Source organism: Variovorax durovernensis (genome assembly GCF_977011995.1).
The window spans coordinates 3,463,255-3,488,857 of sequence record NZ_CDRNCW010000001.1 but is presented as its reverse complement, the minus strand read 5'-3'; the positions used below and the strand labels follow the sequence as shown (position 1 = coordinate 3,488,857).

At 67.5% G+C, this 25,603-nt stretch carries 25 protein-coding genes; 11 read left to right on the top strand and 14 right to left on the bottom strand.

Going from position 1 to position 25,603, the window contains the following annotated elements; all coding sequences use genetic code 11:
- Positions 1–35: 35 nt before the first annotated feature.
- Both ACWV14_RS16605 and ACWV14_RS16600 read right to left on the bottom strand, forming a co-directional pair.
- On the bottom strand, positions 36–2,408 hold the full coding sequence (locus ACWV14_RS16605) for a Tex family protein (RefSeq protein ID WP_454908327.1): 2,373 nt from the start codon (positions 2,406–2,408) through the stop codon (positions 36–38).
- 80 nt (positions 2,409–2,488) lie between these two features.
- Positions 2,489–3,346, bottom strand: coding sequence for a sensor histidine kinase (locus ACWV14_RS16600; protein ID WP_454908328.1), 858 nt, complete (start codon positions 3,344–3,346; stop codon positions 2,489–2,491).
- A gap of 108 nt (positions 3,347–3,454) precedes the next feature.
- Here ACWV14_RS16600 and istA point away from each other — a divergent pair, with 108 nt between their 5' ends.
- Together istA and istB are read left to right on the top strand one after the other, a co-directional pair.
- Positions 3,455–5,044: an IS21 family transposase gene (gene istA / locus ACWV14_RS16595; RefSeq protein WP_454901620.1), complete on the top strand. Its 1,590-nt coding sequence runs from the start codon at positions 3,455–3,457 to the stop codon at positions 5,042–5,044.
- Entirely contained in the window at positions 5,034–5,837 is an 804-nt protein-coding gene (istB, locus tag ACWV14_RS16590; protein WP_454901618.1) for an IS21-like element helper ATPase IstB, read from the top strand. The genes istA and istB overlap by 11 nt, the downstream gene beginning before the upstream one ends.
- A 212-nt stretch (positions 5,838–6,049) precedes the next feature.
- Here istB and ACWV14_RS16585 read toward each other — a convergent pair whose 3' ends face one another.
- Positions 6,050–6,844: a LuxR C-terminal-related transcriptional regulator gene (locus ACWV14_RS16585; RefSeq protein WP_422086666.1), complete on the bottom strand. Its 795-nt coding sequence runs from the start codon at positions 6,842–6,844 to the stop codon at positions 6,050–6,052.
- 381 nt (positions 6,845–7,225) lie between these two features.
- Here ACWV14_RS16585 and ACWV14_RS16580 point away from each other — a divergent pair, with 381 nt between their 5' ends.
- The 8 genes from ACWV14_RS16580 (at position 7,226) to ACWV14_RS16545 (ending at position 12,712) form a co-directional block, all read left to right on the top strand.
- Positions 7,226–7,915, top strand: coding sequence for a hypothetical protein (locus tag ACWV14_RS16580; protein ID WP_454908329.1), 690 nt, complete (start codon positions 7,226–7,228; stop codon positions 7,913–7,915).
- Between the two features lie 80 nt (positions 7,916–7,995).
- On the top strand, positions 7,996–8,895 hold the full coding sequence (locus tag ACWV14_RS16575; protein ID WP_454908330.1) for a hypothetical protein: 900 nt from the start codon (positions 7,996–7,998) through the stop codon (positions 8,893–8,895).
- Between the two features lie 16 nt (positions 8,896–8,911).
- Positions 8,912–9,238 carry a hypothetical protein gene (locus ACWV14_RS16570; protein ID WP_428745014.1) on the top strand — a complete coding sequence of 109 codons (327 nt, stop codon included), beginning with the start codon at positions 8,912–8,914 and terminating at the stop codon, positions 9,236–9,238.
- Positions 9,239–9,287: 49 nt separating this feature from the next.
- Positions 9,288–9,803: a hypothetical protein gene (locus ACWV14_RS16565; RefSeq protein WP_454908331.1), complete on the top strand. Its 516-nt coding sequence runs from the start codon at positions 9,288–9,290 to the stop codon at positions 9,801–9,803.
- A 56-nt stretch (positions 9,804–9,859) separates the two neighbouring features.
- Complete coding sequence (locus ACWV14_RS16560) at positions 9,860–10,225, top strand: GIY-YIG nuclease family protein (RefSeq protein WP_454908332.1); 366 nt, start codon at positions 9,860–9,862, stop codon at positions 10,223–10,225.
- Positions 10,222–10,638, top strand: coding sequence for an AsnC family transcriptional regulator (locus ACWV14_RS16555; RefSeq protein WP_454908333.1), 417 nt, complete (start codon positions 10,222–10,224; stop codon positions 10,636–10,638). Before ACWV14_RS16560 ends, ACWV14_RS16555 begins: the two co-directional genes overlap by 4 nt.
- Before the next feature lie 101 nt (positions 10,639–10,739).
- Entirely contained in the window at positions 10,740–11,297 is a 558-nt protein-coding gene (locus tag ACWV14_RS16550) for a DUF2239 family protein (RefSeq protein ID WP_454908334.1), read from the top strand.
- A 41-nt stretch (positions 11,298–11,338) separates the two neighbouring features.
- Positions 11,339–12,712, top strand: coding sequence for an MATE family efflux transporter (locus tag ACWV14_RS16545; protein ID WP_422089174.1), 1,374 nt, complete (start codon positions 11,339–11,341; stop codon positions 12,710–12,712).
- 25 nt (positions 12,713–12,737) lie between these two features.
- Here ACWV14_RS16545 and ACWV14_RS16540 read toward each other — a convergent pair whose 3' ends face one another.
- On the bottom strand, positions 12,738–13,214 hold the full coding sequence (locus ACWV14_RS16540) for a VOC family protein (protein ID WP_454908335.1): 477 nt from the start codon (positions 13,212–13,214) through the stop codon (positions 12,738–12,740).
- A 112-nt stretch (positions 13,215–13,326) separates the two neighbouring features.
- On the opposite strand from ACWV14_RS16540, the gene ACWV14_RS16535 reads away from it, so the two are divergent.
- Positions 13,327–13,851 (top strand): HD domain-containing protein, encoded by a 525-nt coding sequence (locus ACWV14_RS16535; RefSeq protein ID WP_454908336.1) that lies wholly within the window; start codon positions 13,327–13,329, stop codon positions 13,849–13,851.
- On the opposite strand, the gene ACWV14_RS16530 is transcribed toward ACWV14_RS16535, so the two are convergent.
- From ACWV14_RS16530 to ACWV14_RS16485, 10 genes are all read right to left on the bottom strand, one after another.
- Positions 13,848–15,320, bottom strand: a complete 1,473-nt coding sequence (locus tag ACWV14_RS16530) for a flavin-containing monooxygenase (RefSeq protein ID WP_454908337.1) — start codon at positions 15,318–15,320, stop codon at positions 13,848–13,850. The genes ACWV14_RS16535 and ACWV14_RS16530 overlap by 4 nt on opposite strands.
- A gap of 18 nt (positions 15,321–15,338) precedes the next feature.
- The gene (locus tag ACWV14_RS16525) at positions 15,339–16,943 is read right to left on the bottom strand and encodes an MFS transporter (protein ID WP_454908338.1); all 1,605 of its coding nucleotides are present in this window, start codon (positions 16,941–16,943) and stop codon (positions 15,339–15,341) included.
- A gap of 49 nt (positions 16,944–16,992) precedes the next feature.
- Positions 16,993–17,622 carry a PqiC family protein gene (locus tag ACWV14_RS16520; protein WP_454908339.1) on the bottom strand — a complete coding sequence of 210 codons (630 nt, stop codon included), beginning with the start codon at positions 17,620–17,622 and terminating at the stop codon, positions 16,993–16,995.
- A complete protein-coding gene (locus ACWV14_RS16515) occupies positions 17,619–19,271 on the bottom strand; it encodes a PqiB family protein (RefSeq protein WP_454908340.1) in 1,653 nt (550 codons plus the stop codon). Before ACWV14_RS16515 ends, ACWV14_RS16520 begins: the two co-directional genes overlap by 4 nt.
- Positions 19,268–20,011, bottom strand: coding sequence for a paraquat-inducible protein A (locus ACWV14_RS16510; RefSeq protein ID WP_454908341.1), 744 nt, complete (start codon positions 20,009–20,011; stop codon positions 19,268–19,270). The genes ACWV14_RS16515 and ACWV14_RS16510 overlap by 4 nt, the downstream gene beginning before the upstream one ends.
- Positions 20,008–20,655 (bottom strand): paraquat-inducible protein A, encoded by a 648-nt coding sequence (locus ACWV14_RS16505; protein ID WP_422086651.1) that lies wholly within the window; start codon positions 20,653–20,655, stop codon positions 20,008–20,010. Before ACWV14_RS16505 ends, ACWV14_RS16510 begins: the two co-directional genes overlap by 4 nt.
- A 20-nt stretch (positions 20,656–20,675) precedes the next feature.
- On the bottom strand, positions 20,676–22,133 hold the full coding sequence (locus tag ACWV14_RS16500; RefSeq protein ID WP_454908342.1) for an MFS transporter: 1,458 nt from the start codon (positions 22,131–22,133) through the stop codon (positions 20,676–20,678).
- Between the two features lie 3 nt (positions 22,134–22,136).
- Positions 22,137–23,351: a multidrug effflux MFS transporter gene (locus ACWV14_RS16495; RefSeq protein ID WP_454908343.1), complete on the bottom strand. Its 1,215-nt coding sequence runs from the start codon at positions 23,349–23,351 to the stop codon at positions 22,137–22,139.
- Between the two features lie 61 nt (positions 23,352–23,412).
- Positions 23,413–24,744 carry an LLM class flavin-dependent oxidoreductase gene (locus ACWV14_RS16490; RefSeq protein ID WP_454908344.1) on the bottom strand — a complete coding sequence of 444 codons (1,332 nt, stop codon included), beginning with the start codon at positions 24,742–24,744 and terminating at the stop codon, positions 23,413–23,415.
- The gene (locus ACWV14_RS16485; RefSeq protein WP_454908345.1) at positions 24,741–25,601 is read right to left on the bottom strand and encodes a CmcJ/NvfI family oxidoreductase; all 861 of its coding nucleotides are present in this window, start codon (positions 25,599–25,601) and stop codon (positions 24,741–24,743) included. The genes ACWV14_RS16490 and ACWV14_RS16485 overlap by 4 nt, the downstream gene beginning before the upstream one ends.
- Positions 25,602–25,603 lie beyond the last annotated feature (2 nt).

Here is a 25,603-nt window from a genome sequence, read left to right as displayed (position 1 = left end):
TGCCGGGCGCGTCAGCAAGAACCGTGCGGCATGGCTTACTTGCGCAACCCCTGCAGCTTGGCGAACGCGCTGGCCATCTGGCCGGCCGGCTGCGGCGAGTTGTCGCGGCGGCCTTGCTGCTGGCCGCGCCCCGCGCCCTCGAAGCGGTTGTCGCGCGGGCCGTCGCGGCGCGCGGGCGCCGCATCGAGCTTCATCGACAGGCCGATGCGCTTGCGCGCCACGTCCACTTCCATCACCTTGACCTTGACGATGTCGCCGGTCTTGACGACTTCTCGCGCGTCGTTCACGAACTTGTGGCTCAGCTGGCTCACGTGGACCAGGCCGTCCTGGTGCACGCCGAGGTCGACGAAGGCGCCGAACTGGGCCACGTTGCTCACGGTGCCCTCGAGGATCATGCCTTCCTTGAGGTCGGCGATGTCGTCCACGCCGTCGTTGAAGCGCGCCACCTTGAAGTCGGGGCGCGGGTCGCGTCCGGGCTTCTCGAGTTCGCCCAGGATGTCCTTGACCGTGATGACGCCGAATTTCTCATTGGCGAACAGCTCGGGCTTCAGCGTCTTGAGCATCTCGGCGCGGCCCATCAGCTCGGCGATGGGCTTGCCGGTCTTCACGATGATCTGCTCGACCAGCGGATAGGTTTCGGGGTGCACGCCGGTCACGTCCAGCGGATCGGTGCCGCCGCGGATGCGCAGGAAGCCCGCGCTCTGCTCGAAGGCCTTGGGGCCGAAGCCGGTCACGTCGAGCAGCTGCTTGCGGGTGGCGAACGCGCCGTTGGCCTCGCGCCAGCGCACCACCGCCTTGGCCACGCTGGCCGAGAGGCCCGAGACGCGGCTGAGCAGCGGCACGCTCGCGGTGTTGAGGTCCACGCCAACCGAGTTCACGCAGTCTTCGACCACGGCCTGCAGGGTGCGGGCGAGCTCGCTCTGGTTCACGTCATGCTGGTACTGGCCCACGCCGATGCTCTTGGGGTCGATCTTCACGAGCTCGGCCAGCGGATCTTGCAGGCGGCGCGCAATGGAGGCCGCGCCGCGCAGGCTCACGTCGACGTCGGGCATTTCCTGCGAGGCGAATTCGCTGGCCGAATACACGGAGGCGCCGGCTTCGCTGACGACGACCTTGTCGACCTTGATCTCGGGTGCGCCGGCCTGCGCGGCCATCTTGGCCAGCAGCTTGATGAGGTCGGCGGCCAGCTTGTCGGTCTCGCGGCTGGCGGTGCCGTTGCCGATGGCGATGAGGTTCACGCCGTGCTTGGCGCACAGCTTGCCCAGCGTGTGCAGCGAACCTTCCCAGTCCTTGCGCGGTTCGTGCGGGAACACGGTGGCGGTCTCGACCAGCTTGCCGGTGGAATCGACCACGGCCACCTTCACGCCGGTGCGGATGCCGGGGTCAAGCCCCATCACCACGCGCGGGCCGGCGGGCGCGGCCAGCAGCAGGTCGCGCAGGTTGTCGGCGAACACCTTGATGGCGACCTTCTCGGCGTCTTCGCGCAGGCGGGTGAACAGGTCGCGCTCGGTCGACAGGGCCAGCTTGACGCGCCAGGTCCAGGCCACGCACTTGCGCAGCAGGTCGTCCGCCGGGCGGCCGGCATGGCTCCAGCCCAGGTGCAGCGCGATGCGGCCTTCGGCGATGCTGGGCTTGCCCGGCTCGGGCTCGACCGGCAGCACCAGCTTGGCGTCCAGGATGTCGAGCGCGCGGCCGCGGAACACGGCCAGCGCGCGATGCGAGGGCACGCGGCCGATGGGCTCGTCGTACTCGAAGTAGTCGCGGAACTTGGCGACGTCGGCGTTGTTCTCGTCCTTGCCGGCCATCAGGCTGGACTTGAGCAGGCCTTCGGCCCAGAGCCATTCGCGCAGGCCCTGCACCAGGGCGGCGTCTTCGGCCCAGCGCTCGGAAAGAATGTCGCGCACGCCGTCGAGCACGAGCGGCACGGTGGAGAAATCGGGGCCCGGCTTGCCGTCGTCCAGCGTGGTGGCGGGCTGCAGGAAGGCCTTGGCTTCCACCGCGGGGTCGAGCGTGGGGTCGGCCAGCAGTTTGTCGGCCAGCGGCTCGATGCCGAATTCGCGGGCGATCTGGCCCTTGGTGCGGCGCTTCTGCTTGAACGGCAGGTAGAGGTCTTCCAGTTCCTGCTTGGTCGGCGCGAATTCGATGGCGGCACGCAGCTCGGGGGTCAGCTTGCCCTGCTCGTCAATGGCCTTGAGCACCGCCACGCGGCGGTCCTCGAGCTCGCGCAGGTAGGAAAGGCGGGCTTCCAGTTCACGCAGCTGCGTGTCGTCGAGGCCGTCGGTGGCTTCCTTGCGGTAGCGGGCGATGAACGGAACCGTGGCGCCTCCGTCGAGCAGTTCGACGGCGGCCTTCACCTGGTTCTCGCCAACCTTGATTTCGGCGGCGAGCTGGCGAATGATTTTCTGCATGTCTTGAGCGCGTCCCTGGCAAAGCGCGGGAGTTTGCCATAGGCGCGAGCCGCGCCCGGCCGGGCGGCCCGGCGGGCGTGTTACAGCATGCTTTCGGACTCGGCCCGCTCGCCCGCCTGCGGGCCCGCCGCTGCCTGGGAGGGCACCAGCAGGCGCACGCACAGGCCGTGCGGCGCGACGTCCATGACGGCCAGCTCGCCCCCGATGGCATCCGCGCGGGCGCGCATGCTGCGCAGGCCCTTGCCGAACTGCTCGGGCGGCTGGCCGGGCGCCGCGCCGATGCCGCGGCCGTTGTCACGCACCTCGAGCACCAGCCCTTGGGCGCCGCTTTGCGGGCCGAAATGCAGCTCGACGCGGGTGGCGTGCGAATGGCGCAGCGCGTTCGACAGCGCCTCCTGCGCAACCCGGCACATCTGCATGGTGGATTCGGGCGGCAGCGGCCGGGCATGCGCCGAAGCGGCGATGTCCCACACCAGCGCGATGCCCAGCCGGTTGAAGGCGGGCTGCAAACGGTAGCGCAGGTGGGCCAGCCGCTCGACGGCGGTGGCGGTGGTCTGGTCGTCCAGGTCGTCCACCGTCATCTGGAGTTCGAGCAGGCAGGCCTGCAGGGCCATCGACAGGCTGTCGGGAGCGGCGGCGGCCTTCGGGTCCTGGCTGGCCAGCAGCGCCACCAGCCGGGAGCCCACGCCGTCGTGCAGGTCGTTGGCGATGCGCCGGCGCTCGGCCAGCACCGCCTCCATCAGGCGGCCGCGCGCGACACGCCGCTGGGAGAAGTACCAGATGCTCACGATCATGCCCAGCACCAACACATTGAGCACCTGCAGCGCCCAGAAGGTGGCGGGCATGTCGTGCGCCATCACGGTGATGGTGGAGGTGGCCCGCAGCACCTGCGCCGTCACCGGCGTGAGGTGCATCGCGGCGGCCAGCCCTGCCCACATGAGTGTTGATTTCCATCCAGAAGTGACCCACTTGGCCCGGTGATTTCCATCTAAATCTGACCCACGTGATAACCCTAACCTGCTGCTTTTAGCAGCAGGAGCACAGGAGTGATTGACGTGGCGACACTGAGTGTCATCAGGCGTTGGGCACTGCGAGAGCAACTGTCCATCCGAGAGATAGCCCGGCGCACGGGCTTGTCTCGCAACACCATCCGCAAGTACCTTCGCGAGGGCGAGGCGGCGCCCAGCTACGCGAAGCGCATCAGCCCGAGCAAGCTCGACGCGTTCGCCGAGAAGCTCGGCGGCTGGCTCAAGAGCGAGGCGTCTAAGTCACGCAAGCAGCGGCGCACGCTCAAGCAGATGCACGCCGATCTGGTGGCGCTGGGCTACCAGGGCTCCTACAACCGCGTGGCGGCCTTTGCACGAGCGTGGCATGCGCATCTCCACGAGGTCCAGCAGACGACCGGGCGCGGCACCTTCGTGCCTCTGGCCTTCGGTCCCGGCGAGGCATTCCAGTTCGACTGGAGCGAGGACTGGGCCGTCATCGCTGGTGAACGCACCAAGCTGCAGGTGGCGCACTTCAAGCTCAGCCACAGCCGTGCGTTCATCGTGCGCGCCTACCTGTTGCAGACCCACGAGATGCTGTTCGATGCGCACAACCGGGCCTTCGAGGTACTCGGGGGCGTGCCTCGGCGCGGCATCTACGACAACATGAAGACCGCCGTGGACAAGGTACGCCGCGGCAAGGAGCGCGACATCAACGCGCGCTTCAGCGCCATGGTCAGTCACTACCTGTTCGAGGCCGAGTTCTGCAACCCGGCCTCGGGCTGGGAGAAGGGCCAGGTCGAGAAGAACGTGCGTGATGCGCGCCACCGGTTGTGGCAACCTGTGCCGGCGTTCGCCACGCTGGCGCTGCTCAACGACTGGCTGGAGGACCGCTGCAAGGCGCTGTGGGGCGAGATCGTCCACGGCAAGCTGCCAGGGACCGTAGCCGATGTCTGGGCGCAGGAACGGCCACTACTGTTGCAGATCCCCAGACCCTTCGATGGTTTCGTGGAACACACCAAGCGCGTCTCGCCCACCTGCCTGGTGCACTTCGAGCGCAACCGTTACAGCGTTCCGGCCTCCTACGCGAACCGGCCAGTGAGCCTGCGCGTGTACGCCGAACGCCTCGTCGTGGCGGCCGAGGGCCAGATCGTGTGCGAGCACACGCGCATCATTGACCGTCGCCACGACACCGCAGGTCAGACCGTCTACGACTGGAGGCACTACCTGGCAGTGCTGCAACGCAAGCCAGGAGCGCTCAGGAACGGAGCGCCCTTCAGCGAGCTGCCGCAGGGCTTCCGGCGGCTGCAGGCCGCGCTGCTGAAGCAGCCAGGCGGAGACCGCGAGATGGTGGAGATCCTGGCGCTGGTGCTGCACCACGACGAGCAGGCAGTGCTGACCGCGGTCGAACTGGCGCTGGAAGCCGGCGTGGCCAGCAAGACTCATGTGCTGAATGTGCTGCACCGACTGCTCGATGCCAAGCCCATTGCGCCGGCGCCTGTCACGGCACCGCAGGCACTGCGCCTGATGAACGAGCCGAAGGCCGATGTGCTGCGCTACGACACGCTCCGGGGGCGTGCCAGCGCTGCTGGCGGCCTGCGCGGGCCGCTGAACTCCAAGTCGAGTAGCCAGGAGGTGCGCCATGCGACATGACCCTGCCAGCGGCGCCATCGTGATCATGCTGCGCGAACTCAAGATGCACGGCATGGCCCAGGCCGTCGCGGAGCTGGCCGAGCAGGGATCGCCGGCCTTCGAGGCGGCCCAACCGATGCTCTCGCAGTTGCTAAAGGCAGAGACAGCCGAGCGGGAGGTACGCTCGGTGGCCTACCAGTTGAAGCTCGCTCGCTTCCCAGCCTATCGCGATCTCGCTGGCTTCGACTTCGCCAACAGCGAGGTCAACGAGGCGCTGGTGCGTCAGCTACACCGATGCGAGTTCATGGACGATGCGCAGAACGTGGTGCTCGTGGGCGGTCCGGGCACCGGCAAGACCCACATCGCCACGGCGCTGGGCGTGCAGGCCATCGAGCACCAACACCGCCGGGTGCGCTTCTTCTCGACGGTAGAACTGGTCAACGCACTCGAGCAAGAGAAGGCCAGTGGCAATCCCGGCCACATCGCGCACCGACTGATGTACGCGGACATGGTGGTGCTCGATGAACTGGGCTACCTGCCGTTCAGCGCATCAGGTGGCGCGCTGTTGTTCCATCTGCTGTCCAAACTCTACGAACGCACGAGCGTGGTGATCACAACCAACTTGAGCTTCAGCGAGTGGGCCAGCGTCTTCGGCGACGCGAAGATGACGACGGCGTTGCTGGACCGGCTCACGCATCACTGCCATATTCTGGAGACCGGAAACGACAGCTTCCGCTTCAAGCACAGCTCGGCTCAACCCGTTCAAGCAGTCCAACCTAAAAAGGAGAAAGCCAAGAACTTATCCACACCGTGAGCCGGCTGGCTCGCAAAGAGGGTGGGTCAATATTCGATGGAAATCGCGGGTCAGGATTCCATGGAACTCAACACACATGAGCACGCGGCGGCGGGGAATGCGCGGCCACAGCCAGGTCAGCAGCGTGCACCACGAGGCTATCGACAACCACACGTACTGGTCTTCCAGGAAGTGCGGTAGATGAAAGACCTGCGGCGTCAGCATTGCGCCCCCTAGAGCAGGCCCCGGTGGGACGCGAAGCTCACCGCCTGGGCCCGGGTGTGTGCGTGCAGCTTGCGGTAGATGTTCTTGACGTGGGCGTTAACCGTCTGGGCACTGATGGTGAGCTGCAATGCGATCTCTTCGGTCACATACCCCGTCGCTACAAGTCGCAACACTTCACGCTCCCTTGACGATAACGTCGCCTTGCTGTCCGGCGGGCGCACCGGGTTCACGTTCGAGCGCTTGTGATCGAGGTGCACGAGCAGCCGGCGGGCCAGCCGGGGGGTGATGGCGGCGCCCCCGTTGACCACCTGCAGCACGGCCTGCGCATAGCTCTGGAACCATGCGTTCTTGACCAGATAGCCCGACGCGCCGAGCTCGAAGGCATGCAGCACCTGGGGTTCGTCCTCGAGCGCCGAAATGACGATGATCTCAGCGGCGCTGCGGTGTTTCTTGGCCTCTTCGATCAGCTCGAATCCGCTGCCGTCACCGAGGCGGATGTCCACCATCAGCACATCGAATTCATGCTGCATCAGCAGGCGCCGTCCTTCGCGCAGGGTGCCGGCCTGGCCTTCGAGCTGGATGCGCAGATCGCTCAGCAATTCCTGGGCGATCACGCGTCTCACGAAGGGGTCGTCGTCGACCAGAAGAACTCGCACCGGCTTGGTCTCTTGACCGGTCAGAAAGTCAGGCCACGGAAGTGTGTCGGCAGACGGTGCGAGCAGCCCGCCGAACTGTCCAGGGGGGGAATATTTCCTAGCCCCAGTTCCGATGTCTGTCAATGAAATGTCGAGTTCGCTTTCCATTCCAACCCCTTTGTGACAAATGGACTACCGTGTTCGTGACCAAAAGTTAATCCATTTCCATTCAAAATCTTGAATTAAGTTTTTTTGTTTACTTTGGTTGCATTCTGTTGCGGATATGTATTTGTGTCCAACGAAAGTTGTAGTTTTCGAGGCTGCCGTCGCATGGAGAAGCGGTTTCAAGCACCGGTTCCGGAGCCGCTCATCCACTCCTTTCGCCATAGCCTCGCATTACCCAGCCTGGGGCATTTTTGTATCCCTCCTCGACGCTGAAACTGCGTTCCGGTCGCCACGGAAACATTTCATTCCGCGTTCACAGACCGTTAGCTGATAGCCGGATGGTCCGGCGATCAGGTTCGTTTCACACACTTTCGAGGAAGCATCATGAAGAAGACTCTCATTGCAATCGCAGTGGTTCTGGTGGGAAGCGTTGCCTCGGCAACCAGCACGACGGCTCTGGCCGCCACCAGCACGACGACCGGCTCTTCCAGTTCCGCCGGATCGGTGGCAGCCAGTTCCGGCACGGGCAGTGCATTGAGCTACAACGCAGCCAACTCCAGCTCGTCGGCCAGCGCCAACGCAGCAGGCGGCGCAGTCAGCTTCCCGGGCATCCGGCTCGGCGGTGCAACGGCCGGCGGCACGGCAACCACGCAAGGCTCGGTGACCAGCATGGCCGCAACGACCGGCAACGGCCTCGCGGTGGGCGGCGCCAACGCTTCTGCCAATGCCGGCGCGGCTTCCAACGCCAACTACAGCGCTGGCGGCTCGAACCCCATCAGCGGCAGTGCCAGCGGCAGCGCCAGTTCGGTCACCAACAACACGGCCGCAACAGCTGCCGGTCCTGGCGGCGGCCTGGCCATCGTGACCCGCACTTCGGGCACGACCTCGGGCTACAGCGCTTCTTCCGGCGCGGTCAACGGCTTCATCAACGGCACCACCACGTCGGCAACGGCAGGCTCGACCGGCGGCTCCTTTGGCGTGACCAACGTCAGCTTCGGCAATGCCGGCGGCTTCAGCAACGGTGGCGGCACTGGCGGCCTGGCCGGCGCCGGCGCAACCGCATCGGCACCCTGAACTTCCGATGTAGCGGTTGTTGGACTCGGAAATGGGGAGGGGCCCCGGCCCCTCCCCTGGCCTTCAAAGGAGTTGAAAAAATGAAAAAATTGCTTTTCCTCGCATTGCTGACGGTATCCGCGGCGGCGATGGCTCAGACGACGGCAGGCGGCGCGAACAACGGCTCGAGCAGTTCGGCCACCACGTCGGCCCAGGGCAACAACCAGGCCGTGACGTTCTCGGGCCCCTCGAACACCACATCGAGCGTGACGAGCACCCAGAACGTCAACAGCAGCGGCACGACAGGCGTCGAGTACGGGGGCAGTTACACGATCAAGAACGTGCCGTCGGTCAACGGACCCAACCTGACCACCAGCAACGACACTTGCATGGGCAGCACCAGCGCGAGTGCCAACGGCCCCGGCGTCGGGCTCAGTTTCGGCACCACCTGGACTGACGAGCACTGCAAGCGCCTGAAGATGAGCCGCGAGCTCTGGAACAAGGGCATGAAGGCAGCGTCGTTGGCAATGGACTGCATGGACCCGGCGGCCCAGGCGGCACTGGAGATGACCGGGACCAAGTGCCCGCAATCGATGACCGCCGACGAGCGCGTAGGCGCCTACGGACCGCAAGCCTCGTCGGCTGGCGCGCCCACGGTTTCCTCGACGCGACCCGTAGCCCCTGCTGCCCCCGTCGCCTCCGCACCCATGCCCCCCGTGGCGATGGCTCCGCCGGCGCCCGTGCCTGCCCCGCCACCGGCACCGGTCGCGGTGGTGCAACCCCCGCCCGTCGCTGCCGCGGAACCGGTCGTGCAACCCGTCGCGCAGCCGGTGGCTGCAGCCGAACCGCCGGCCGTGGTCTCGATGCCGGTGTCCAGCGCGACGGTGACGACCATCGATGCCAGCGACGTGGCGGCCGCCCTGCGCGCGCAGCGCATCCTGTCGGCGGAGCCGGTCGGCGACATCGCCACCGCGCCGCAGTCGATGGCCTACCCGCAGTGAGCGCGCGGAGTCCATGATGACCAGGACCGTATTTCTCTGGACCGCGGCGTGTTGCCTGGCAACAGCCGCGGCGGCGGCCCCGCCGCCCTTGGACACGCTGCGCATCCAGCGCATGAACATGGGCAGCGGCTTGCAGAACGCATCCGGCACCGACAAGGCCCAACCGGTAGGCGACCTCGGCGTGTGGCACGTGCCGCAGTACATGCCCGGCTACCCGACGGCGGCGACCATCTGGCCGCGCGTCGTCATCATCCAATGCGAAGGCGACGTATGCCCCGGCTACGAGGTGACGCCGGAGCTGGGCCGCGGCGAGTATCTGTTCTTCCTGCCGACGCGCAAGTAGGGTCGGCGGCAGGCGCCGCGCGAGCAGCGCCTTGCCTTAACCTTCGCGCATGACACCTTTCGCGCGCGTCCTGCGCGTTTTTCGTGCCCTCGTCCGCGCGTTGGGCACCGCGCTCCTCGTTCCGCTGCTGCTTTTCGAGGAGTGGGGCTGGGAGCCGCTGGCCGCGCTCATGGCGCGGCTCGCGCGCCTTCCCCTCTGGGCGCGCCTCGAAAACCGCCTGCGCCAACTGCCGCCCTGGGGCGCGCTGCTGGCCTTCTTCGTGCCGGTGATATTGCTTCTGCCGGTGAAGGTGCTCGCCCTCTTCCTCTTCAGCCGTGGCCACGCCGCCACCGCGCTGACCGTGCTGGTGCTCGCCAAGCTGGTGGGCACGGCCATCGTTGCGCGGATCTTCCAGCTGGTCGAGCGGCCGCTCATGCGCATTCCTTGGTTCGCGCGCTGGTATCCGCGCTGGAAAGCCTGGAAAGACCGGGTGCTCACCATCGTTCGGCAAAGCCGTCCGTGGCGGACAGTGCGCGCGGTCAAGGCACGCATCGCTCGGGGATGGCGGCGATTCAGGGAAGGCTGAGTTAATTTTACCCGGGTGTATTGCTGGTTTAATTTAATCCGGGTAATATTCGGCGCATGAACCTGTCACCCGAAAACAGGCGCGCCCTGAGCCGCCAATACAAGGAATCCGTGCGCCCGGCAGGCGTCTTCGTCGTGCGAAACACGGTGAACGGCCGCATCTATGTGGCCGGCAGCCTCGACGTCGAAGGCGCCATGAACCGTGCGCGCTTCGAGCTCAACATGGGCTCCCACCGCTGCAAGCCCCTGGGGCAGGACTGGGTCGCGCAGGGCGCGGCGCATTTCAGCTTCGAGGTGATCGACCGGGTCAAGGAGCGCGAGGACGATCCCGCCTTCGATCGCAAGGCAGAACTCGAAAAGCTGCTCGCGCTCTGGCAGGAAGAACTGCAGTGTTTCAGCGAGAAGGGCTACAACAAGCCATGAGCACCGACGCCCTCTCCTTCTGCCTGGACCTGGGCCGCGCCCACGCCAGCCTGGCGCTGAAGCTGGACGACGATCTCGGTGCTTTCCACGGCTTGAATTTCGCCGACTTCACCCTCCTCTATCTGTTGTTGCGCACGGAGCAAGGCCGCATGCCGATGGCAGACCTGGCGCGCACGCTGGGGCTGCCGATGTCGGCGCTGATCCGAAAGATGGTGCTGCTCGAGAAAACGGGCCTGGCCGAACGCGTGGCAGGTGCCGGCACCGACAACAGCCGCCATGCCGCGCTTCGCTCCGGCGGACGGCAACTGGTGCGCGATGCGGCCGCGACTGTCGAAGCGCACTGCAAGGAGGCAGTCCGCTCCATCGATCCGCAACAGCTGTCCGGCGCCCACGCCGTGCTGCGAGCCATCTGAGCGACAACGCGGCGCACACGTGGGCGCCGCAGCGGGTAGATTACGCAACTCGTTTCTCCCGGCCTCCTCTTTCGACAGGAATCAGGAAACACAACATCCGCATGTCACCAGACACCCCTCCCACCACCCTCACGGTGTTCTTCGATTTCCGGCGCATCGCACGCGGCACCCGCGCCGAAGTGCTCGACCAGCTTCGTCGCCGCGACGACCCCGGGCCCTATCTCGTGTTCGACGACCAGACCGGTGCGCAGCTCGACCTCGATCTGCGCGAACTGCCCGACCCCGAAGCCGAACACCGCGACGAAACGCCGCGCGGCGTCGGCCGCCCCAAGCTCGGCGTGGTCGCGCGCGAAGTCACGCTGCTGCCGCGCCACTGGGACTGGCTCGGCCGCCAGCCCGGCGGCGCCTCGGTCGCGCTGCGCAAGCTGGTCGACGAGGCGCGCCGCGTGCATGCCGATCGCGACGCGGTGCGCGCCTCGCGCGAGACCACCTACCGCGTCATGACCGCCATCGCGGGCAACCTGCCCGGCTTCGAGGAAGCCACGCGCGCCCTGTTCGCCGGCGAGGAGCAACGCTTCGGCAACCTGATCGAACCCTGGCCCGCCGACCTGCGCGCCCACCTGCAAGAACTGTCCGCCCCCGGCTGGAGCCATGAATGAGAGTACCCACTGAAGCACCCGGCACGACGGGCCCCAGCGGCATGAAGGGCGTGCCGGTCGCGCCCGCCGGCGCCGCGCGGCCGTTGTGGAAGGTCTTCCTTTTCTTCCTCGCGCCGATGTTGCTCAGCAACATCCTGCAATCGCTTTCGGGCACGCTCAACAACATCTATGTCGGGCAGATGCTCGGCGTGAGCGCGCTGGCGGCCGTGTCGAGCTTCTTCCCGGTGATGTTCTTCTTCATCGCCTTCATCATCGGCCTTGGCGCCGGCGCCTCGGTGCTGATCGGCCAGGCCTGGGGCGCGCGCGACGCCGCCAAGGCCAAGGCCGTGGCCGGCACCACGCTCACCGTGGGCGTGCTCGCGGGCCTCGTCATCGCTGTGTTCGGCGGGGCCTTCACCACGCCCATGCTGGCTTCGCTGGGCACGCCGCCCGACGTGCTGGCCGACTCCACGCGCTATGCCCGCATCATGCTGATCGCTATGCCGGGCGTGTTCGTGTTCCTGCTGGCCACCGCCATGCTGCGTGGCGTGGGCGACACCGTGACGCCGCTGCTCACGCTGATGATCTCGACGCTGATCGGGCTGGTGGTCACGCCAGCGCTCATCCGGGGCTGGGGCGGCCTTCCGCAGCTCGGCGTGGCCAGCGGCGCCTGGGCCTCGGTGCTGTCGTTCGCAGTGGCGACCACCTGGCTGGGTTTCCGGCTGCGCCAGCGCAAGAGCCCGCTGGCACCCGACGCGGAGTTCATGCGCCACCTGCGCATCCAGCCGCAGCTGCTGAAGGCAGTGCTCAAGATCGGCGTGCCCACGGGCGTGCAGATGATCGTGGTCGCGCTGGCCGAAGTGGTGCTGCTGTCGATGGTCAACAGCTACGGCTCCAGCGCCACGGCCGCCTACGGCGCGGTGAACCAGGTGGTGGCGTACGTGCAGTTCCCGGCCATTTCGATCGCCATCACCGCGTCGATTCTCGGCGCGCAGGCCATCGGCGCGGGCCGGGCCAACCGGCTCGGCGCCATCGCCAAGACCGCGCTGCTGATGAACGTGGTGCTGACCGGCAGCCTGGTGGTGCTGGGCTATCTGTTCTCGCGCCACCTGATGGCGTTCTTCATCACGAGCGAGCCAGTGCTCGAGATCGCGCAGACGCTGCTGCACATCATGCTGTGGAGCCTGGTGATCTTCGGCATGGCGGCGGCGCTGTCGGGGGTCATGCGGGCCAGCGGCTCGGTGCTGGTGCCGACGCTGATCTCCATCGTCTGCATCCTGGGTGTCGAAGTGCCGGTGGCATATGCCATGAGCCACCGCATCGGGCTGGACGGCATCTGGATCGCCTACCCCGTGACCTTCGGCGCGATGCTGCTGCTGCAGACCGCGTACTACCAGCTGGTCTGGCGCAAGAAGGCGATCCACCGGCTGGTGTAGACACCGGCAGGGCCACGGCGGCGGATCACGCCCCGTCGTAGGCCTTGCGCACCTCGGCGATGTCGAGCTTGACCATCTTCATCATCGCCTGCATTGCGCGCGCGGCCTTGGCCGCGTCCTTGTCCTGGAACATCTGGATCAGGCCGTCGGGCACGATCTGCCACGACACGCCGTAGCGGTCGGTGAGCCAGCCGCACTGCACCGGCTCGCCACCGCCTTCGAGCAGCCTGTTCCAGTAGTTGTCGACCTCGGCCTGCGTCTTGCACCGCAGGTACATCGAGATGGCCGGAGTGAACTTGTACTGCGGCCCGCCGTTGATCACCATGAACTCCTGCCCTTCGAGCTCGAAGATCGCGGTGAGCAGCTGTCCCTTCAGTGCGGGGTTGGTGTCGCCCCAGAGCAGTTTGTCGGTCACGCGAGAGTTCGGAAAAATGCCGGTGTAGAACTTCAGCGCGTCTTCGCCGTTGCGGTCGAACCAGAGGCAGGGAACGATCTTTTGCATGCGGGTCTCCTTTGCTTCAACGATGAACCAGAGAGTTCAGTATCGAAGCGGTGGGCGTCCCTTGTCAACAGAGTCGCCCGCAAAGGCAGAATGGAAAAATCAAAGGACGCCCATGACCACCACCTCGTCGACACCCGAAGCCGCCCGAGCCTATGCCGTCGAGATGCACGGCGACCAGAAATACGGCGTGCACCCGTACGTGCACCACCTCGACGCCGTCGCCGCCCTGCTTCAGCCCTATGGCGAGCAGGCACGCGTCGTCGGCTTCCTGCACGACGTGGTGGAAGACACCGAGGCCACCGTGGCCGACGTGCAATCGCGCTTCGGCGACCTCGTCGCCAAGTGCGTGGCGCTGTTGACCGACGCGCCCGGCGCCAATCGCAAGGAACGCAAGGCCAAGACCTATGCGGCGCTGGCAAAAGTGACTGGCGATGAGGAACTGGCGCTGGTGGTGAAGGCGGCCGACCGGCTTGCCAATGTGCGGGCCTGCGTGGCGGACGGGCACCGCACGCTGTGGGACACCTATCACGGCGAGCATCCGACCTTCAGGGCGGCTGCGTTCAGGGCGGGGCAATGCGATCCGCTGTGGACGGAACTGGACGCCCTGCTCTCGCCCGCGCACATGCCCGCGGCCTAGACGCCGCTGCGCGGGTTCGAAAACTCCATCACGCCATCAGCCACCGACCCGAAGCGCAAGCTCATCAGATCGCGCGCGTAGTTCTGGTACAGCCGCCACGGCGCGCGCGAGCCCTGCTTCGGGAACTTGCCTATCGAGCGCTGCACGTAGCCCGAAGAAAAATCGAGCCACGGCTCGGCTATCAGCGCCGGATCGGTGTTGCGCGGCATGCACTGCCGCCAGCCGTGCTTGTCCATGTGGTTGAGCAGCCGGCAGACGTACTCGCAGGTCAGGTCGCACTTCAATGTCCATGAGGCATTCGTGTAGCCGAACGACGACGCGAGGTTGGGCACGTCGCTGTACATCATTCCCTTGTAGTTGAAGGTCGCGGCCGGATCGACGGGAACGCCGTCGACATCGAGTGCGATGCCGCCGAGCACCTGCAGGTCGAGCCCGGTGGCGGTGACGATCAGGTCGGCCTCCAGCTCCTTGCCCGACTTCAGCCGGATGCCACGCGGCGTGAAGCGGTCGATGTGGTCCGTGACCATCGAGGCACGGCCCGCATTCAGTGCCGCGAACAGATCACCATCGGGCACGAGGCACAGCCGCTGGTCCCACGGGTTGTAGCGCGGCGTGAAGTGCGTGGCTATGTCGTAGCCCGGCCCCAACGCCTGGCGAACGCCGCCCAGGATCATTCGCTTGATGCGCTCCGGTTTGCGCCGCGCAAGACGAAAGAACAGCATGCTCAGCAACACGTTCTTCCACCGCGTGATGACATACGCCAACCGTGCCGGCAAGAGGCGCCGCAACCGGTTGGCCAAGGGGTCTTCGGCCGGGCGCGACACCACGTAGGTCGGCGAGCGCTGCAGCAGCGTGACGTGCGCGGCGGTCTTCGCCAGCGCGGGCACCAGCGTCATCGCGGTGGCGCCGCTGCCGATCACGACCACGCGCTTGCCTGCGTAGTCCAGGTAGTCGGGCCAATGCTGCGGATGGACGATGCGGCCGGTGTAGTCGGCGGTGCCCGCGAACTCCGGCGTGTAGCCGGCCGTGTAGCTGTAGTAGCCGCTGCACATGAAGAGGAAGTTGCAGCTCATGCGAAGCGGCTCGCGCCCTGGGCCGTGCTCGATGTCGACCCACCACCGTGCTTCGGGCGTAGACCAGGAGGCGCGCACCACGCGATGTTCGAAGCGGATCTTCCGGTCGATGCCATGTGCCTGCGCTGTCTCACGCACGTACTTCAGGATCGACGGGCCATCGGCAATCGCCTTGGCCTGCGTCCACGGCCGGAACGAATAGCCCAGCGTGTACATGTCGGAGTCCGAGCGGATGCCCGGGTAGCGGAACAGGTCCCAGGTGCCGCCGCTGCGTTCGCGCCCTTCGAGGATCGCGTAGCTGCGGCCCGGGCAGTTGGCCTGGAGGTGGTAGCCGGCGCCGATGCCCGAGAGACCGGCGCCGACGATCAATACATCGAAGTGTTGTTCTTCCTGCACCGGAATGTCTCCTCAGTCTCAGGTCTTGCCGCCGGCTCCTTCCGCGGTGGCCGTGCGCCGGATCATCACCCATGCACTTGCCGCGCTCAACACCGCCAACCCCGCACCCAGCAGCATCACCCACCGGAACCCCGCCACGAACGACTCGGCCACAGCCCGCTTGAGCGCCGCCGCCGTAGCCGCATCGACACCCGGCGGCAGCGCCGCGCCGGCCAGCTTGCTGCGCTCGCCTTCCAGGAACGCCGACACCTGCGCCGAGGCGCCGATCTCGCGCAACTGGCCTGCCAGAGCCACGTCGAAGACCGCCGCCATGACAGCGCCGAACACCGCGATCGCCAGCACCGCCGCCGCGCGCGACACCGCATTGTTCACCCCCGAGGCCACGCCCGCCAGGTCGGGCCCGACCGCGTTCATGACAGTGGTCGTGAGCGGTGCGACAGTCACCGCCATGCCCAGGCCCAGCACCATCACGGCTGGCAGGAAGCCGCTCCAGTAGCTCGCGCCGACGCCCGGCAACGCGAACAGCGCGAAGCCCACGGCGGCGATGGAAGGCCCAACGACCAGCGGAATGCGCGGCCCGAACCGGTCGACCAGTTGCCCCGCCCAGCCCGAGAGCGCGAACATGATGAAGATGAACGGCAGAAGCGCCGCGCCCGCCACCGTGGCCGAGTAGCCCTGCACCTGGATCAGGTTGAGCGGAAAGAAATAAAGGCTGCCGCCCAGTGCCGCATAGAGCAGCAGCGTCAGCAGGTTGGCGCCGCTGAAATTGCCGATGCGCAACAACCCGAGCGGCAGCATAGGCGCGCGTACCTTGCGCTCGGCGAAGAAGAAGCCCGCGCTGCCCAGCACGCCGACGGCCAGCGCGGCCAGCACTGCCGGTGCGCGCCAGCCCTGCGTGGGCGCCTCGATGAAGGCATAGACGATGCCTCCCAGCCCTGCAGTGGCCAGCAGCGCGCCCCAGATGTCGAGCCCTCCGCCGGCCGAGGCGCCGCGGCTTTCCGGCACGTGGCGCCACACGATCCACAGCACCAGCAGAGCCATCGGCAGATTGATGAGAAAGGCCCAGGTCCATGAGAAGTGGTCGACCAGGAAGCCGCCGAGCACTGGCCCCACCGCCGCCGTGATGCCGCTGAAGCCCGACCAGGTGCCGATGGCCTTGCCGCGTTCCTTCTCGGGAAAGGCGGCGCTGATGAGCGCGAGGCTGCCCGGCACCAGCAGCGCGCCGCCGATGCCCTGCACCGCCCGCGCCGCAATGAGCTGCTGCACGCTGCCCGCGAGCGCGCATGCCACAGAAGACACGGCGAAGAGGCCCACGCCGATCGCGAAGATGCGGCGCCGCCCGTAAAGGTCGCCCAGCGCGCCGCCCACCAGCAGCAGCGCGGCGAGCAGCAAGGCATAGGACTCGACCACCCACTGCGCCTGGAAGGCGGTGGCATGCAGGTCGGACTGGATGGCCGGCAGCGCGACGTTGACGACGGTGCCGTCGATGAAGGCCATGCTGGAGCCGACGATGGCGGCAGCCAGCACCCAGGGCTTGGAGGCTTCGGGGCAGGCGCTTTCCTGCGGCCTGGCTGCGTGCAGGATCAGCGTGTCGTCGCAGGGCGCCTTGCCGATCTGTGCCATGAGGGTCTCCGGTTTATTGCTCCTGCCCCCGCTCTGCCAAGGGAAAGAGTCAGGTCGCGCAGGTCGTCGCCGACGGATTCGCGCGCGCCGCATCCACGCTGCGCGCCATGGCCGCCGCCGCCGCGGCGGTCACGCGCTGCGCACCGCGCGCCACCGCGTCCATGCCGCTGCCCACGGCTTCGCCGAGGTTCAGCTGGCACACCAGCGTGCGCGCTTCGTCCGAGCGCCGCAAGGTCCAGCTGAAGCCGGCATCCACGCGCCCGCCATCGACCGCGTCGAACTGCTGCAGCTGCACCGCGATGCGCCACACCGGCTGCGATGTCTGCCGGCCGCCCTTGGTCACGTCGAGCGCACCGAGCCGACCGGCGATGCCGCTGGCCAGCGCATCGCGCAGCTCGTTCTCGAAGGACGAGGCCCAGCGGTGCTGCTCCAGCACCTCGACCTGCACGCTGCCGTTGGGCTGGCGCACGACCATCTGCGGGCGGGCGAAGCGCTCGGGCACGGCCACCGGCGCCAGCTCGATGTAGAGCGGCACTGCGCCGCCAAGCGTCGAGGGCGCCGCGTCGGCGGCGGTGACCGGGCTCGCGAGCGTGTAGTAGTTGTCGGGCTTGCTGGCGCAGCCTGCGAGCATGGTCGCCAGCGTGGCCGTCAGTGCGATGAATGCAAGTTTCAACTTCATTTCTTGTCGTCCGGTTTGCCGCGCAGCAGCGATTCGGGGTGGCGCTCGAGGTAGTCGGTCAGCACGCGCACCGAGCCGGCCGCGCGCGTCAGTTCGCGCAGCGTCTGGCGCATGTCCTGCTGCAGCGGAGAGTCGTCGGCCAGCGTGCGCTCTGCCGTGTTGACGGTCTTGCGCACGTCCTTCATGGCCGCCGCCAGTTCGGGCGTGACGTCGCTGTTGATGCGGTTCACGGTCTGCTCGGTGGCGGTCAGCGTCTTGTTGAGCGTGGCGAGCGTGGTGCGCAGGTCGCCGGCGATCTGCTCATAGGGCACCTTGTTGAGCTTGGTCGCGATTTCCTGCACCTGCGACTGGATCTCGTCGAGGCTGTTGGCCACCGTGGGCAGCTCGATCGGGTTCTTCGTCACGTCGATCTTGGCCGCCGGCGCCTTCGGGAAGAAGTCGAGCGCCACGTAGACCTGCCCGGTCAGCAGGTTGCCGTTGCGCAGCTGGGCTCGCAGGCCCTTCTCCGCCAGGAAGCGCAGCCGCTCCTGCTGCGTGGCGCGCGACTCGGTGGCCTCGGTGTTGCCGTGGTTCTCCTTGCGGCGCAGCCGGTCGGGGTAGACCTGCACCAGCACCGGCATGCGGAACTCGCGCTCGGCGCGGTCGAACTCCACGCCGATCGACTTGACCTCGCCGATCACCACGCCGCGGAAGTCGACCGGCGCGCCCGGCGTCAGGCCGCGCAGCGACTGGTTGAAATACATCAGCAGCGTCTGCGAGGGACCGTCGGGCTCCTTCATGGCCGTGGCCTCGTCCTGTGCCAGCGTGAACGATGCGTTGGCCTTGGCCAGCGGACCCATCGCGTCGTCGGGCGCCTGGAACGCAATACCGCCCAGCAAAATTGTTGCGAGCGACTGCGTGCGCAGCGTGAAGCCACTGGCGCTGAGCTGCGCGTCGATGCCGCTGGCCTGCCAGAAGCGCGTGTTCATGCCGACGAACTTGTCGTAGGGTGCATTGATGAACACGCGGATGGTCACGCCGCGCCCGTCGCCGTCCAGTTCGTAGGCGGCCACCTGCCCGACCTTCACGCGCCGGAAGTACACGGGCGAGCCCACGTCGAGCGAGCCCACGTCGTTGGCGCGCAGAAGAAACTGCTGGCCAGAGTCGTCGCGCGTGACGATGGGCGGGGTTTCGAGCCCGGTGAATTCCCCCGAGGTTTCCTTCGACACCCCCGCGTCGGCGCCTATGTAGGCGCCCGACAGCAAGGTGTTCAGCCCCGAGATGCCCGAAGTGTCCAGCCGCGGGCGCACCACCCAGAAGCGCGAGTCCGATGCGGTGAAGCTCTCCGCGTCCTTGTTGAACTGCACCAGCACGCGCACATGCGACCGGTCGCGTGCCAGCCGCAGGCGCGTGACGAGGCCGATCTGCACGTCCTTGTACTTGACGGCGGTCTTGCCGGCCTCCAGGCCTTCGGCGGTCTTGAAGGTCAGCACCACCTCGGGGCCGCGATCCATCAGGATGCGCGCCACCAGCGTGATGCCGACCAGCGCCGCGACGATGGGAATCAGCCAGATCAGCGACGGCAGCCATTCGCGCCGTCGCACCACGCGCGGCCTGGGAAGCGCCGAGGGCGCCGGTTTGTCGTCTTGCGGTTGCTCTGGTTCACTCATGCTGGTTTCTCGTCCCTTTTGCCATGTTCCTGCGGAACTTCCCGGCCCTCGACGAGGGCCTGCTCTTCCTTGCTGTCCCAGGTGAGCTTCGGATCGAAGCTCAGCGAAGCCAGCATCGTGAGCACCACCACCGAGCCGAAGGCCGCGATGCCCACGCCCGCGGTGATGACCGCGAAGCCCTGGATCTGCACCAGCCCGGTCAGCAGCGACACCACGAACACGTCGAGCATCGACCAGCGGCCGATGACCTCGATGATGTGATAAAGCCTTGCCCGCTCGCGCTGGCGCCAGGTGCTGCCGCGCTGCGCCAGCACCACAAGCAACAACAGGACCGCGAGCTTGAACAGCGGCACCAGGAAGCTGGCGATGAAGACGATGGCCGCGAGGCCGTAGGCGCCCGACACCCAGAAATAGATGACACCGCTCAGGATGGTGTCGTACTGCGCGCCGAACAGCGTGCGCGTGATCATCACCGGCAGCAGGTTGGCCGGTATGTACATCATGCAGGCCGCGATCAGGAAGGCCCAGGTGCGGTTCAGGCTCTGCGGCTTGCGTGTATGCAGATGGGTGCCGCAGCGGCCGCAGGCCTCGCCCTCCTCCGCGTCCTTCCAGACCGCGCCGCAATGCCGGCAGGCCAGCAGGCCGAGCGACGCGGCGGTGGCGACCGGGGCGTCATCGTCCTCGTGGTCTTCATGGGCGTGCTCTTCTCGAGCGGCCCTGCGAAAGGGAAAAAGCTTCATGCGGACGCCCCGCCCTCGTCCGTATCGGCATCGGACGCCTTCGGCCGGAAGGTCATTTCCCAGAACGCGCCGGGGTTGAACGACAGCACCGCCGTCAGCATGACCGTGAGCGCCACGAAGGCCCAGAGCGCCGGCCCCGGAACCACGGTCGCCATGCTCGACAGCTTGACGATGGCCACCAGCACGCCCAGCAGGAACACTTCGATCATTCCCCAGGGCCGTAGCGATTGCATCGCCCGCACCAGCAGCGCGAAGCCCGCGGGCCGATGCTCGCGGCTCAGCGGCACCAGCAGATAGGCCAGGATGCACAGCTGCAGGAACGGAAAAAGAATGGTCGTGGCCAGCACCAGCAGCGCCACCACCGACATGCCCTCGGCGCTCAGCGCCACCACCGCGCCGGCCAGCGTGGTCTGGCTGCGCAGGCCCTGCAGCTCGATCTCGACGATGGGAAACAGGTTGGCGATGGCAAACATGATCAGGCAGGCCACCGTCAGCGGAAGGATGCGGCGCTGCTGCTGGCCGGGGTGCCGGGCCAGCTCGGTGCCGCAGCGCGGGCAATGCGCCACGTCGCGGGGGTGCAGCGGCGCGCGGCTGTAGATCGCGTCGCAGCCGGGGCAGACCACCGTGTCAGGTACTTCCTTCATAGGTCAGCACCCTAACTCATTCAGCAGCCCGGTTTTGTCGTCTTGAGGCGCAAGCTGCTGAAGACGGCCGCCACCGCCGCGCAGCAGGACGCCAGCACCAGCGCGACCACCGGGCCGTGCCCGCCGTGCGGACTCCAGAGGCTGAAAACCGCCGCCAGCACCACGGCGCCCAGCGTCTGCCCGGTCAGCCGGGCCGTGCCCAGCATGCCGCTGGCCGCACCGCTGCGGTGCGCCGGCGGCGAGGTCACGATGGTGTGGTTGTTGGGCGACTGGAACAGCCCGAAGCCCAGGCCGCACAGCGCCATGCGCCAGGCGATGTCGGCATTGCCCGGGTGCGCCGGCAACGCCGCCAGCAGTGCCAGCCCGCCGGCCAGCAAAGCCAGGCCGATGCCGCCGAGCAGCCCGTCGGGGTAGCGGCCGATCAGCCGCCCGGCAATGGGCGCCATGACCACGATGCCCAGCGGCCACGCGGTGATGAGCAGGCCGGCCTCGATGTGGCTGCGGCCGTAGGCGTCGAGCAGCAGGAAAGGCAGTGCGATATAGGCCAGCATCTGAGCGCAGAACGCGGCTACGGACGTGCCCATCGACAGCGCGAACACCGGAATGCGCAGCAGGTCGATGGGGAAAAGGGGCACCGCCTGCTTGCGCTGCCGCCGCAGGTAGACGAAGCCCACCGCCAGCCCGGCCAGCAGGATGCCCCAGGCCGAGGCCTGCGAGCCGCCGGCGCCCTGCACCCCGCCTTCGCGTACGCCCAGGCGGTCGACGCCCAGGAACACCAGCGAGAACATCAGCACGTTGAGCGCCACGTCCACCGGCGAGAAGCGCAGCCCGGCGGCCGGCGCCACCCGGTTGAACGGCAGCGCCCGCATGCCCAGCGCAAAGGTGACGATGCCCAGCGGCACGTTGATGGCAAAGAGCCACGGCCACGAAGCCACCGAAAGAATGGCCGCCGCCACCGAAGGCCCCGCCACCGACGAAGTGGCGACCACCAGCGAATTCAGCGCCATGCCCTTGCCCAGTTGCGACGAGGGGTACGTCAGCCGCACCAGCGCCGCATTCACGCTCATGATGCCGGCCGCGCCCAGCCCCTGGAAGGCACGCGCGGCGGTCAGCGTGGCGAGCGAATTGGCGAAGGTGGCGGCCAGCGACGACAGCGTGAACACCGCCAGCCCCACGAGGTACACGCGCCGGTAGCCGACCAGGTCGCCCAGCGACGCCAGCGGCAGCAGCATGACCAGCGTGGCGATCTGGTACGCGTTGACCACCCAGATCGCCTGCGACGGGCTGGCCTGCAGCTCGCGCGCGATGCCCGGCAGCGCCAGGTTGACGATGGTGCCGTCGAGCACCGACACGATCAGCCCGAGCACGATGACCAGCATCGCCCAGCGGCGCTCGCGCGGGGCCAGACCGTCGACGGGCACCTGGCCCGTTGTGCCTTCGTTCGCTGGAAGCGCAGTGCCTGCGCGCACGGTGTTCATCGCTCAGGCCTGCTGCGCCCGCGCGGCGGGTTCGGAGCGCACGCCGCCCAGCGTGAGCCAGGTCAGCACCAGCGCGATCAGCGCGCCGGTGGCCATGCCGGCCACCATCGGCAGCGGACGACCGTCGGTGAAGAGGCCCACCAGCGCCATAGCCAGCGCACCCGTCAGCATCTGCAGCGTACCGAGCAGCGCCGAGGCGGTGCCCGCGATGGCGCCGTGCATCTCGAGCGCCAGCACGCCGGTGGTCGGGATCACCAGCCCCATGAAACCCGAGGCGATGAAGTACAGGACGATGAGCACCCAGATGTTGTCGCCGCCCGCCGCGAAGTACACGAACATCGCGACCATCGCCACGCCGCAGCAGACCACGCCGAACTTCACGAGGTTGACCAGCCCGTAGCGCTCGCCCAGCGCCCCCGTGAACTGCGACGCCGCAATGAAGGCGGCGGCGTTCACGCCGAAGGCCACGCTATACATCGCGGGCGACAGGCCGTAGTGGTCGATCATCACGAACGACGAATTGGCCAGGTAGGTGAAGAAGCCCGCCATCGCGAAGCTGCCGATGAACACCAGCCCCAGGTAGTGCCGGTCGCGCAGCAGCAGCCAGTAGGCCGAAAGCGCGCTGCCGAGGCTGCTTTCCACGCGCTCCGAAGCCGGGCGCGTCTCGTCGAGCAGCTTGACCATCATGGCAAGGCCTGCCACCGCAGCGATGGTCACGGCCCAGAACACGCCGCGCCAGCCGGCGAAAGCGATGACCGCGCTGCCCGCGAGCGGCGCAAGGATCGGCGACACGCTGAACACCAGCATCAGCAGCGACATCAGCCGCGCCGCGTCGGTGCCGGTGTGCAGGTCGCGCACCACTGCGCGCGGAATCGCCATGCCGGCGGCGGCGCCCAGGCCCTGGACGAAGCGCAGCACGATCAGCGTCTGGATGTCTGTGGCCATGGCACAGCCCACGCTCGCGAGCGCGAACAGCACCAGCCCGGCATACAGCGGCGGCTTGCGCCCGACCATGTCGGAGATCGGACCGTAGAGAAGCTGGCCCGCGCCGAGCGAAAGGAAAAACGCCGTGAGGCTCATCTGCACCGCGCCGATGTCGGCATGCAGGCTCTGGCCGATGGCCGGCAGCGCCGGCAGGTACATGTCGATGGCGAAAGGCCCGATGGCCGAAAGCAGGCCCAGCAACAGGGCCATCTTGAAGAAGGGAGAAGAACGCATTGACCCGATTGTCGCCAAGCGCGGCAATCGCTGCAGCCGTGGGGTCTGCGCTCAGGCGGCGCTAATTCTGGGCAAAGAATCGGTTGGCCGGGCGCGGCAGGCCGAGGTTCTCGCGCAAGGTACGACCTTCGTATTCACGCCGGAAGATGCCGCGGCGCTGCAGTTCCGGCACCACCTTGTCGACGAATGCGTCGAGCCCGCCGGGCAGCCACGGGAACATGACGTTGAAGCCGTCGCAGCCTTCGGCCTCCAGCCATTCCTGCATTTCGTCGGCAATGCCTTGCGGCGTGCCGACGAAGGCCAGGCCGCCGTAGCCGCCGAGGCGCTGGGCCAGCTGGCGCACCGTGAGGTTCTCGCGCCGCGCCAGGTCGATCACGCGCTCGCGCCCGCTCTGGCTGGCGTTGGTCTCGGGCACTTCGGGCAAGGGCGCGTCGGGGTCGAACTTCGAGGCATCGTGGCCGAGCGCGATGGAGAGCGAGGCGATGGCGCTGTCGTAGTGCACCAGGCTGTCGAGCCGGGCACGGATGGCCCTGGCCTCCTCCACCGTGTCGCCGACCACCACGAAGGCGCCCGGCAGGATCTTGAGGTGGTCGCGCTCGCGGCCGATCTTCTCCATGCGGCCCTTCACGTCCGCATAGAAGCGCCTGGCGTTGTCGAGCGTGCCGGGCGCGGAGAACACCACCTCGGCGGTCTCGGCCGCGAGCTGCCTGCCGGGCTCGGACGCGCCGGCCTGCACGATCACCGGCCAGCCCTGCACCGGCCGTGCGATGTGCAGCGGGCCGCGCACGGACAGGTACTTGCCCTTGTGGTTCAGCACGTGCAGCCGCGCGGGGTCGAAGAAGCGGCCGCTCTCGACGTCGCGCTCGAACGCATCGTCGGCCCAGCTGTCCCACAGGCCCGTGACCACGTCGTAGAACTCGCGGGCGCGGGCATAGCGCTCGTCGTGCGCCATGTGGTCGTCGCGGCCGAAGTTCAGCGCGGCGTCGGGGTTGGAGGTGGTAACGATGTTCCAGCCCGCGCGCCCTTCGCTCAGGTGGTCTAGCGAGGCGAAGCGGCGCGCGATGTGAAAAGGCTCGTCGAAGGTGGTCGAGGCGGTCGCCACCAGCCCGATGTGCTGCGTGTGCTGCGCCAGCGCCGACAGCAGCGTGAACGGCTCGAACGATGTCACCGTGTGGCTGCGCTGAAGGGCCTCGATCGGCATGTTCAGCACCGCCAGGTGGTCGGCCATGAAGAAGGCGTCGAAGCGGCCGCGCTCCAGCGTCTGCGCGAGCTGCTTGATGTGCGCGAAGTTGAAGTTGGCGTCGGGCCAAGCGCCCGGGTAGCGCCAGGCGCCGGTGTGGATGCTCACCGGGCGCATGAAGGCACCCAGCCGCAGTTGCTTGCCGGTGCTCATTTGCCGGCGGGCCAGAACACCAGCGCGCGCAGTTCGATGCTGCGGCGCGGTGGCGCTTCGGGCGCGCTGCCGGGGTCTTCGAAGGCAGTGTGCGCGGTGAAGCGCGCGGTGCCGTCCTCGCGCGAGTCGTAGATCTTCAGCAGCAGCGCCTCGTCGGGCCGAAGCCGCGGAAACCAGTACCAGCGGTGGCCGGGGTTGTAGGTGAACGAATAGGTTTCGCCGACCTTGTCGGGGTAGACGAGGTCGCTGGGCACCATGTCCTCGAAGGCGATGGATCGCGCGTCGCACAGCGCAAGCGGCAGCCGTTCCACCGTGGCCAGCGGGCGCCAGAGGTTGACGATGGCGAAGCGGTGCTTCAGGCGCTGCGCCGCTTCTTCGGGCGGCAGGTGGTCGCGCACGCGGCGCGGCGCGGAGACGAAGGTCTGGTCGTTGTGCACGCGGCGCACCGGCTCGCGCAGCTCGGCCGTGCGGCGCGAGCCCTGGGCGCTGTCGCGCAGCGTGTGGTCGAACACCACGATCTTCTCGGCGCCCGTGATGTCGCGCAGCAGCGCCTCTGACTCGCGGTAGTAGATGTCGCGGATGGTGGCGTCATGCGAGAAGTCGGCCACCGCGCTGCGGTGCGAGATCTGCGTGAAGCCGCTGCGGTCGAGCGACAGTTCGTTCAACGCCACCAGCGGCCGGCCGTCGCGGATGGCCACGCGGCGCGGCTCCAGCTTGCCCGTGACCCACGGCGTGCCGGGCGGCGGTTCGAAGGTGTAGCTGACCGGGCGGCCCTCGCCCCCCTTCAGGTAATTGACTTCCGCCTCCACCGACGGCAGCGTGGCGGCCAGCAACTGGCTGTTCGATCCAACGCTCATTC

What these genes read in the sequence shown, in the direction of transcription:
- ACWV14_RS16605 (WP_454908327.1), bottom strand. Translation starts at nt 2,408, where the DNA reads ATGCAGAAAATCATTCGCCAGCTCGCCGCCGAAATCAAGGTTGGCGAG.
- ACWV14_RS16600 (WP_454908328.1), bottom strand. Translation starts at nt 3,346, where the DNA reads ATGTGGGCAGGGCTGGCCGCCGCGATGCACCTCACGCCGGTGACGGCG.
- istB (WP_454901618.1), top strand. Translation starts at nt 5,034, where the DNA reads ATGCGACATGACCCTGCCAGCGGCGCCATCGTGATCATGCTGCGCGAA.
- ACWV14_RS16585 (WP_422086666.1), bottom strand. Translation starts at nt 6,844, where the DNA reads ATGGAAAGCGAACTCGACATTTCATTGACAGACATCGGAACTGGGGCT.
- ACWV14_RS16580 (WP_454908329.1), top strand. Translation starts at nt 7,226, where the DNA reads ATGAAGAAGACTCTCATTGCAATCGCAGTGGTTCTGGTGGGAAGCGTT.
- ACWV14_RS16575 (WP_454908330.1), top strand. Translation starts at nt 7,996, where the DNA reads ATGAAAAAATTGCTTTTCCTCGCATTGCTGACGGTATCCGCGGCGGCG.
- ACWV14_RS16570 (WP_428745014.1), top strand. Translation starts at nt 8,912, where the DNA reads ATGACCAGGACCGTATTTCTCTGGACCGCGGCGTGTTGCCTGGCAACA.
- ACWV14_RS16565 (WP_454908331.1), top strand. Translation starts at nt 9,288, where the DNA reads ATGACACCTTTCGCGCGCGTCCTGCGCGTTTTTCGTGCCCTCGTCCGC.
- ACWV14_RS16560 (WP_454908332.1), top strand. Translation starts at nt 9,860, where the DNA reads ATGAACCTGTCACCCGAAAACAGGCGCGCCCTGAGCCGCCAATACAAG.
- ACWV14_RS16555 (WP_454908333.1), top strand. Translation starts at nt 10,222, where the DNA reads ATGAGCACCGACGCCCTCTCCTTCTGCCTGGACCTGGGCCGCGCCCAC.
- ACWV14_RS16550 (WP_454908334.1), top strand. Translation starts at nt 10,740, where the DNA reads ATGTCACCAGACACCCCTCCCACCACCCTCACGGTGTTCTTCGATTTC.
- ACWV14_RS16545 (WP_422089174.1), top strand. Translation starts at nt 11,339, where the DNA reads ATGAAGGGCGTGCCGGTCGCGCCCGCCGGCGCCGCGCGGCCGTTGTGG.
- ACWV14_RS16540 (WP_454908335.1), bottom strand. Translation starts at nt 13,214, where the DNA reads ATGCAAAAGATCGTTCCCTGCCTCTGGTTCGACCGCAACGGCGAAGAC.
- ACWV14_RS16535 (WP_454908336.1), top strand. Translation starts at nt 13,327, where the DNA reads ATGACCACCACCTCGTCGACACCCGAAGCCGCCCGAGCCTATGCCGTC.
- ACWV14_RS16525 (WP_454908338.1), bottom strand. Translation starts at nt 16,943, where the DNA reads ATGGCACAGATCGGCAAGGCGCCCTGCGACGACACGCTGATCCTGCAC.
- ACWV14_RS16520 (WP_454908339.1), bottom strand. Translation starts at nt 17,622, where the DNA reads ATGAAGTTGAAACTTGCATTCATCGCACTGACGGCCACGCTGGCGACC.
- ACWV14_RS16515 (WP_454908340.1), bottom strand. Translation starts at nt 19,271, where the DNA reads ATGAGTGAACCAGAGCAACCGCAAGACGACAAACCGGCGCCCTCGGCG.
- ACWV14_RS16510 (WP_454908341.1), bottom strand. Translation starts at nt 20,011, where the DNA reads ATGAAGCTTTTTCCCTTTCGCAGGGCCGCTCGAGAAGAGCACGCCCAT.
- ACWV14_RS16505 (WP_422086651.1), bottom strand. Translation starts at nt 20,655, where the DNA reads ATGAAGGAAGTACCTGACACGGTGGTCTGCCCCGGCTGCGACGCGATC.
- ACWV14_RS16500 (WP_454908342.1), bottom strand. Translation starts at nt 22,133, where the DNA reads ATGAACACCGTGCGCGCAGGCACTGCGCTTCCAGCGAACGAAGGCACA.
- ACWV14_RS16495 (WP_454908343.1), bottom strand. Translation starts at nt 23,351, where the DNA reads ATGCGTTCTTCTCCCTTCTTCAAGATGGCCCTGTTGCTGGGCCTGCTT.
- ACWV14_RS16490 (WP_454908344.1), bottom strand. Translation starts at nt 24,744, where the DNA reads ATGAGCACCGGCAAGCAACTGCGGCTGGGTGCCTTCATGCGCCCGGTG.
- ACWV14_RS16485 (WP_454908345.1), bottom strand. Translation starts at nt 25,601, where the DNA reads ATGAGCGTTGGATCGAACAGCCAGTTGCTGGCCGCCACGCTGCCGTCG.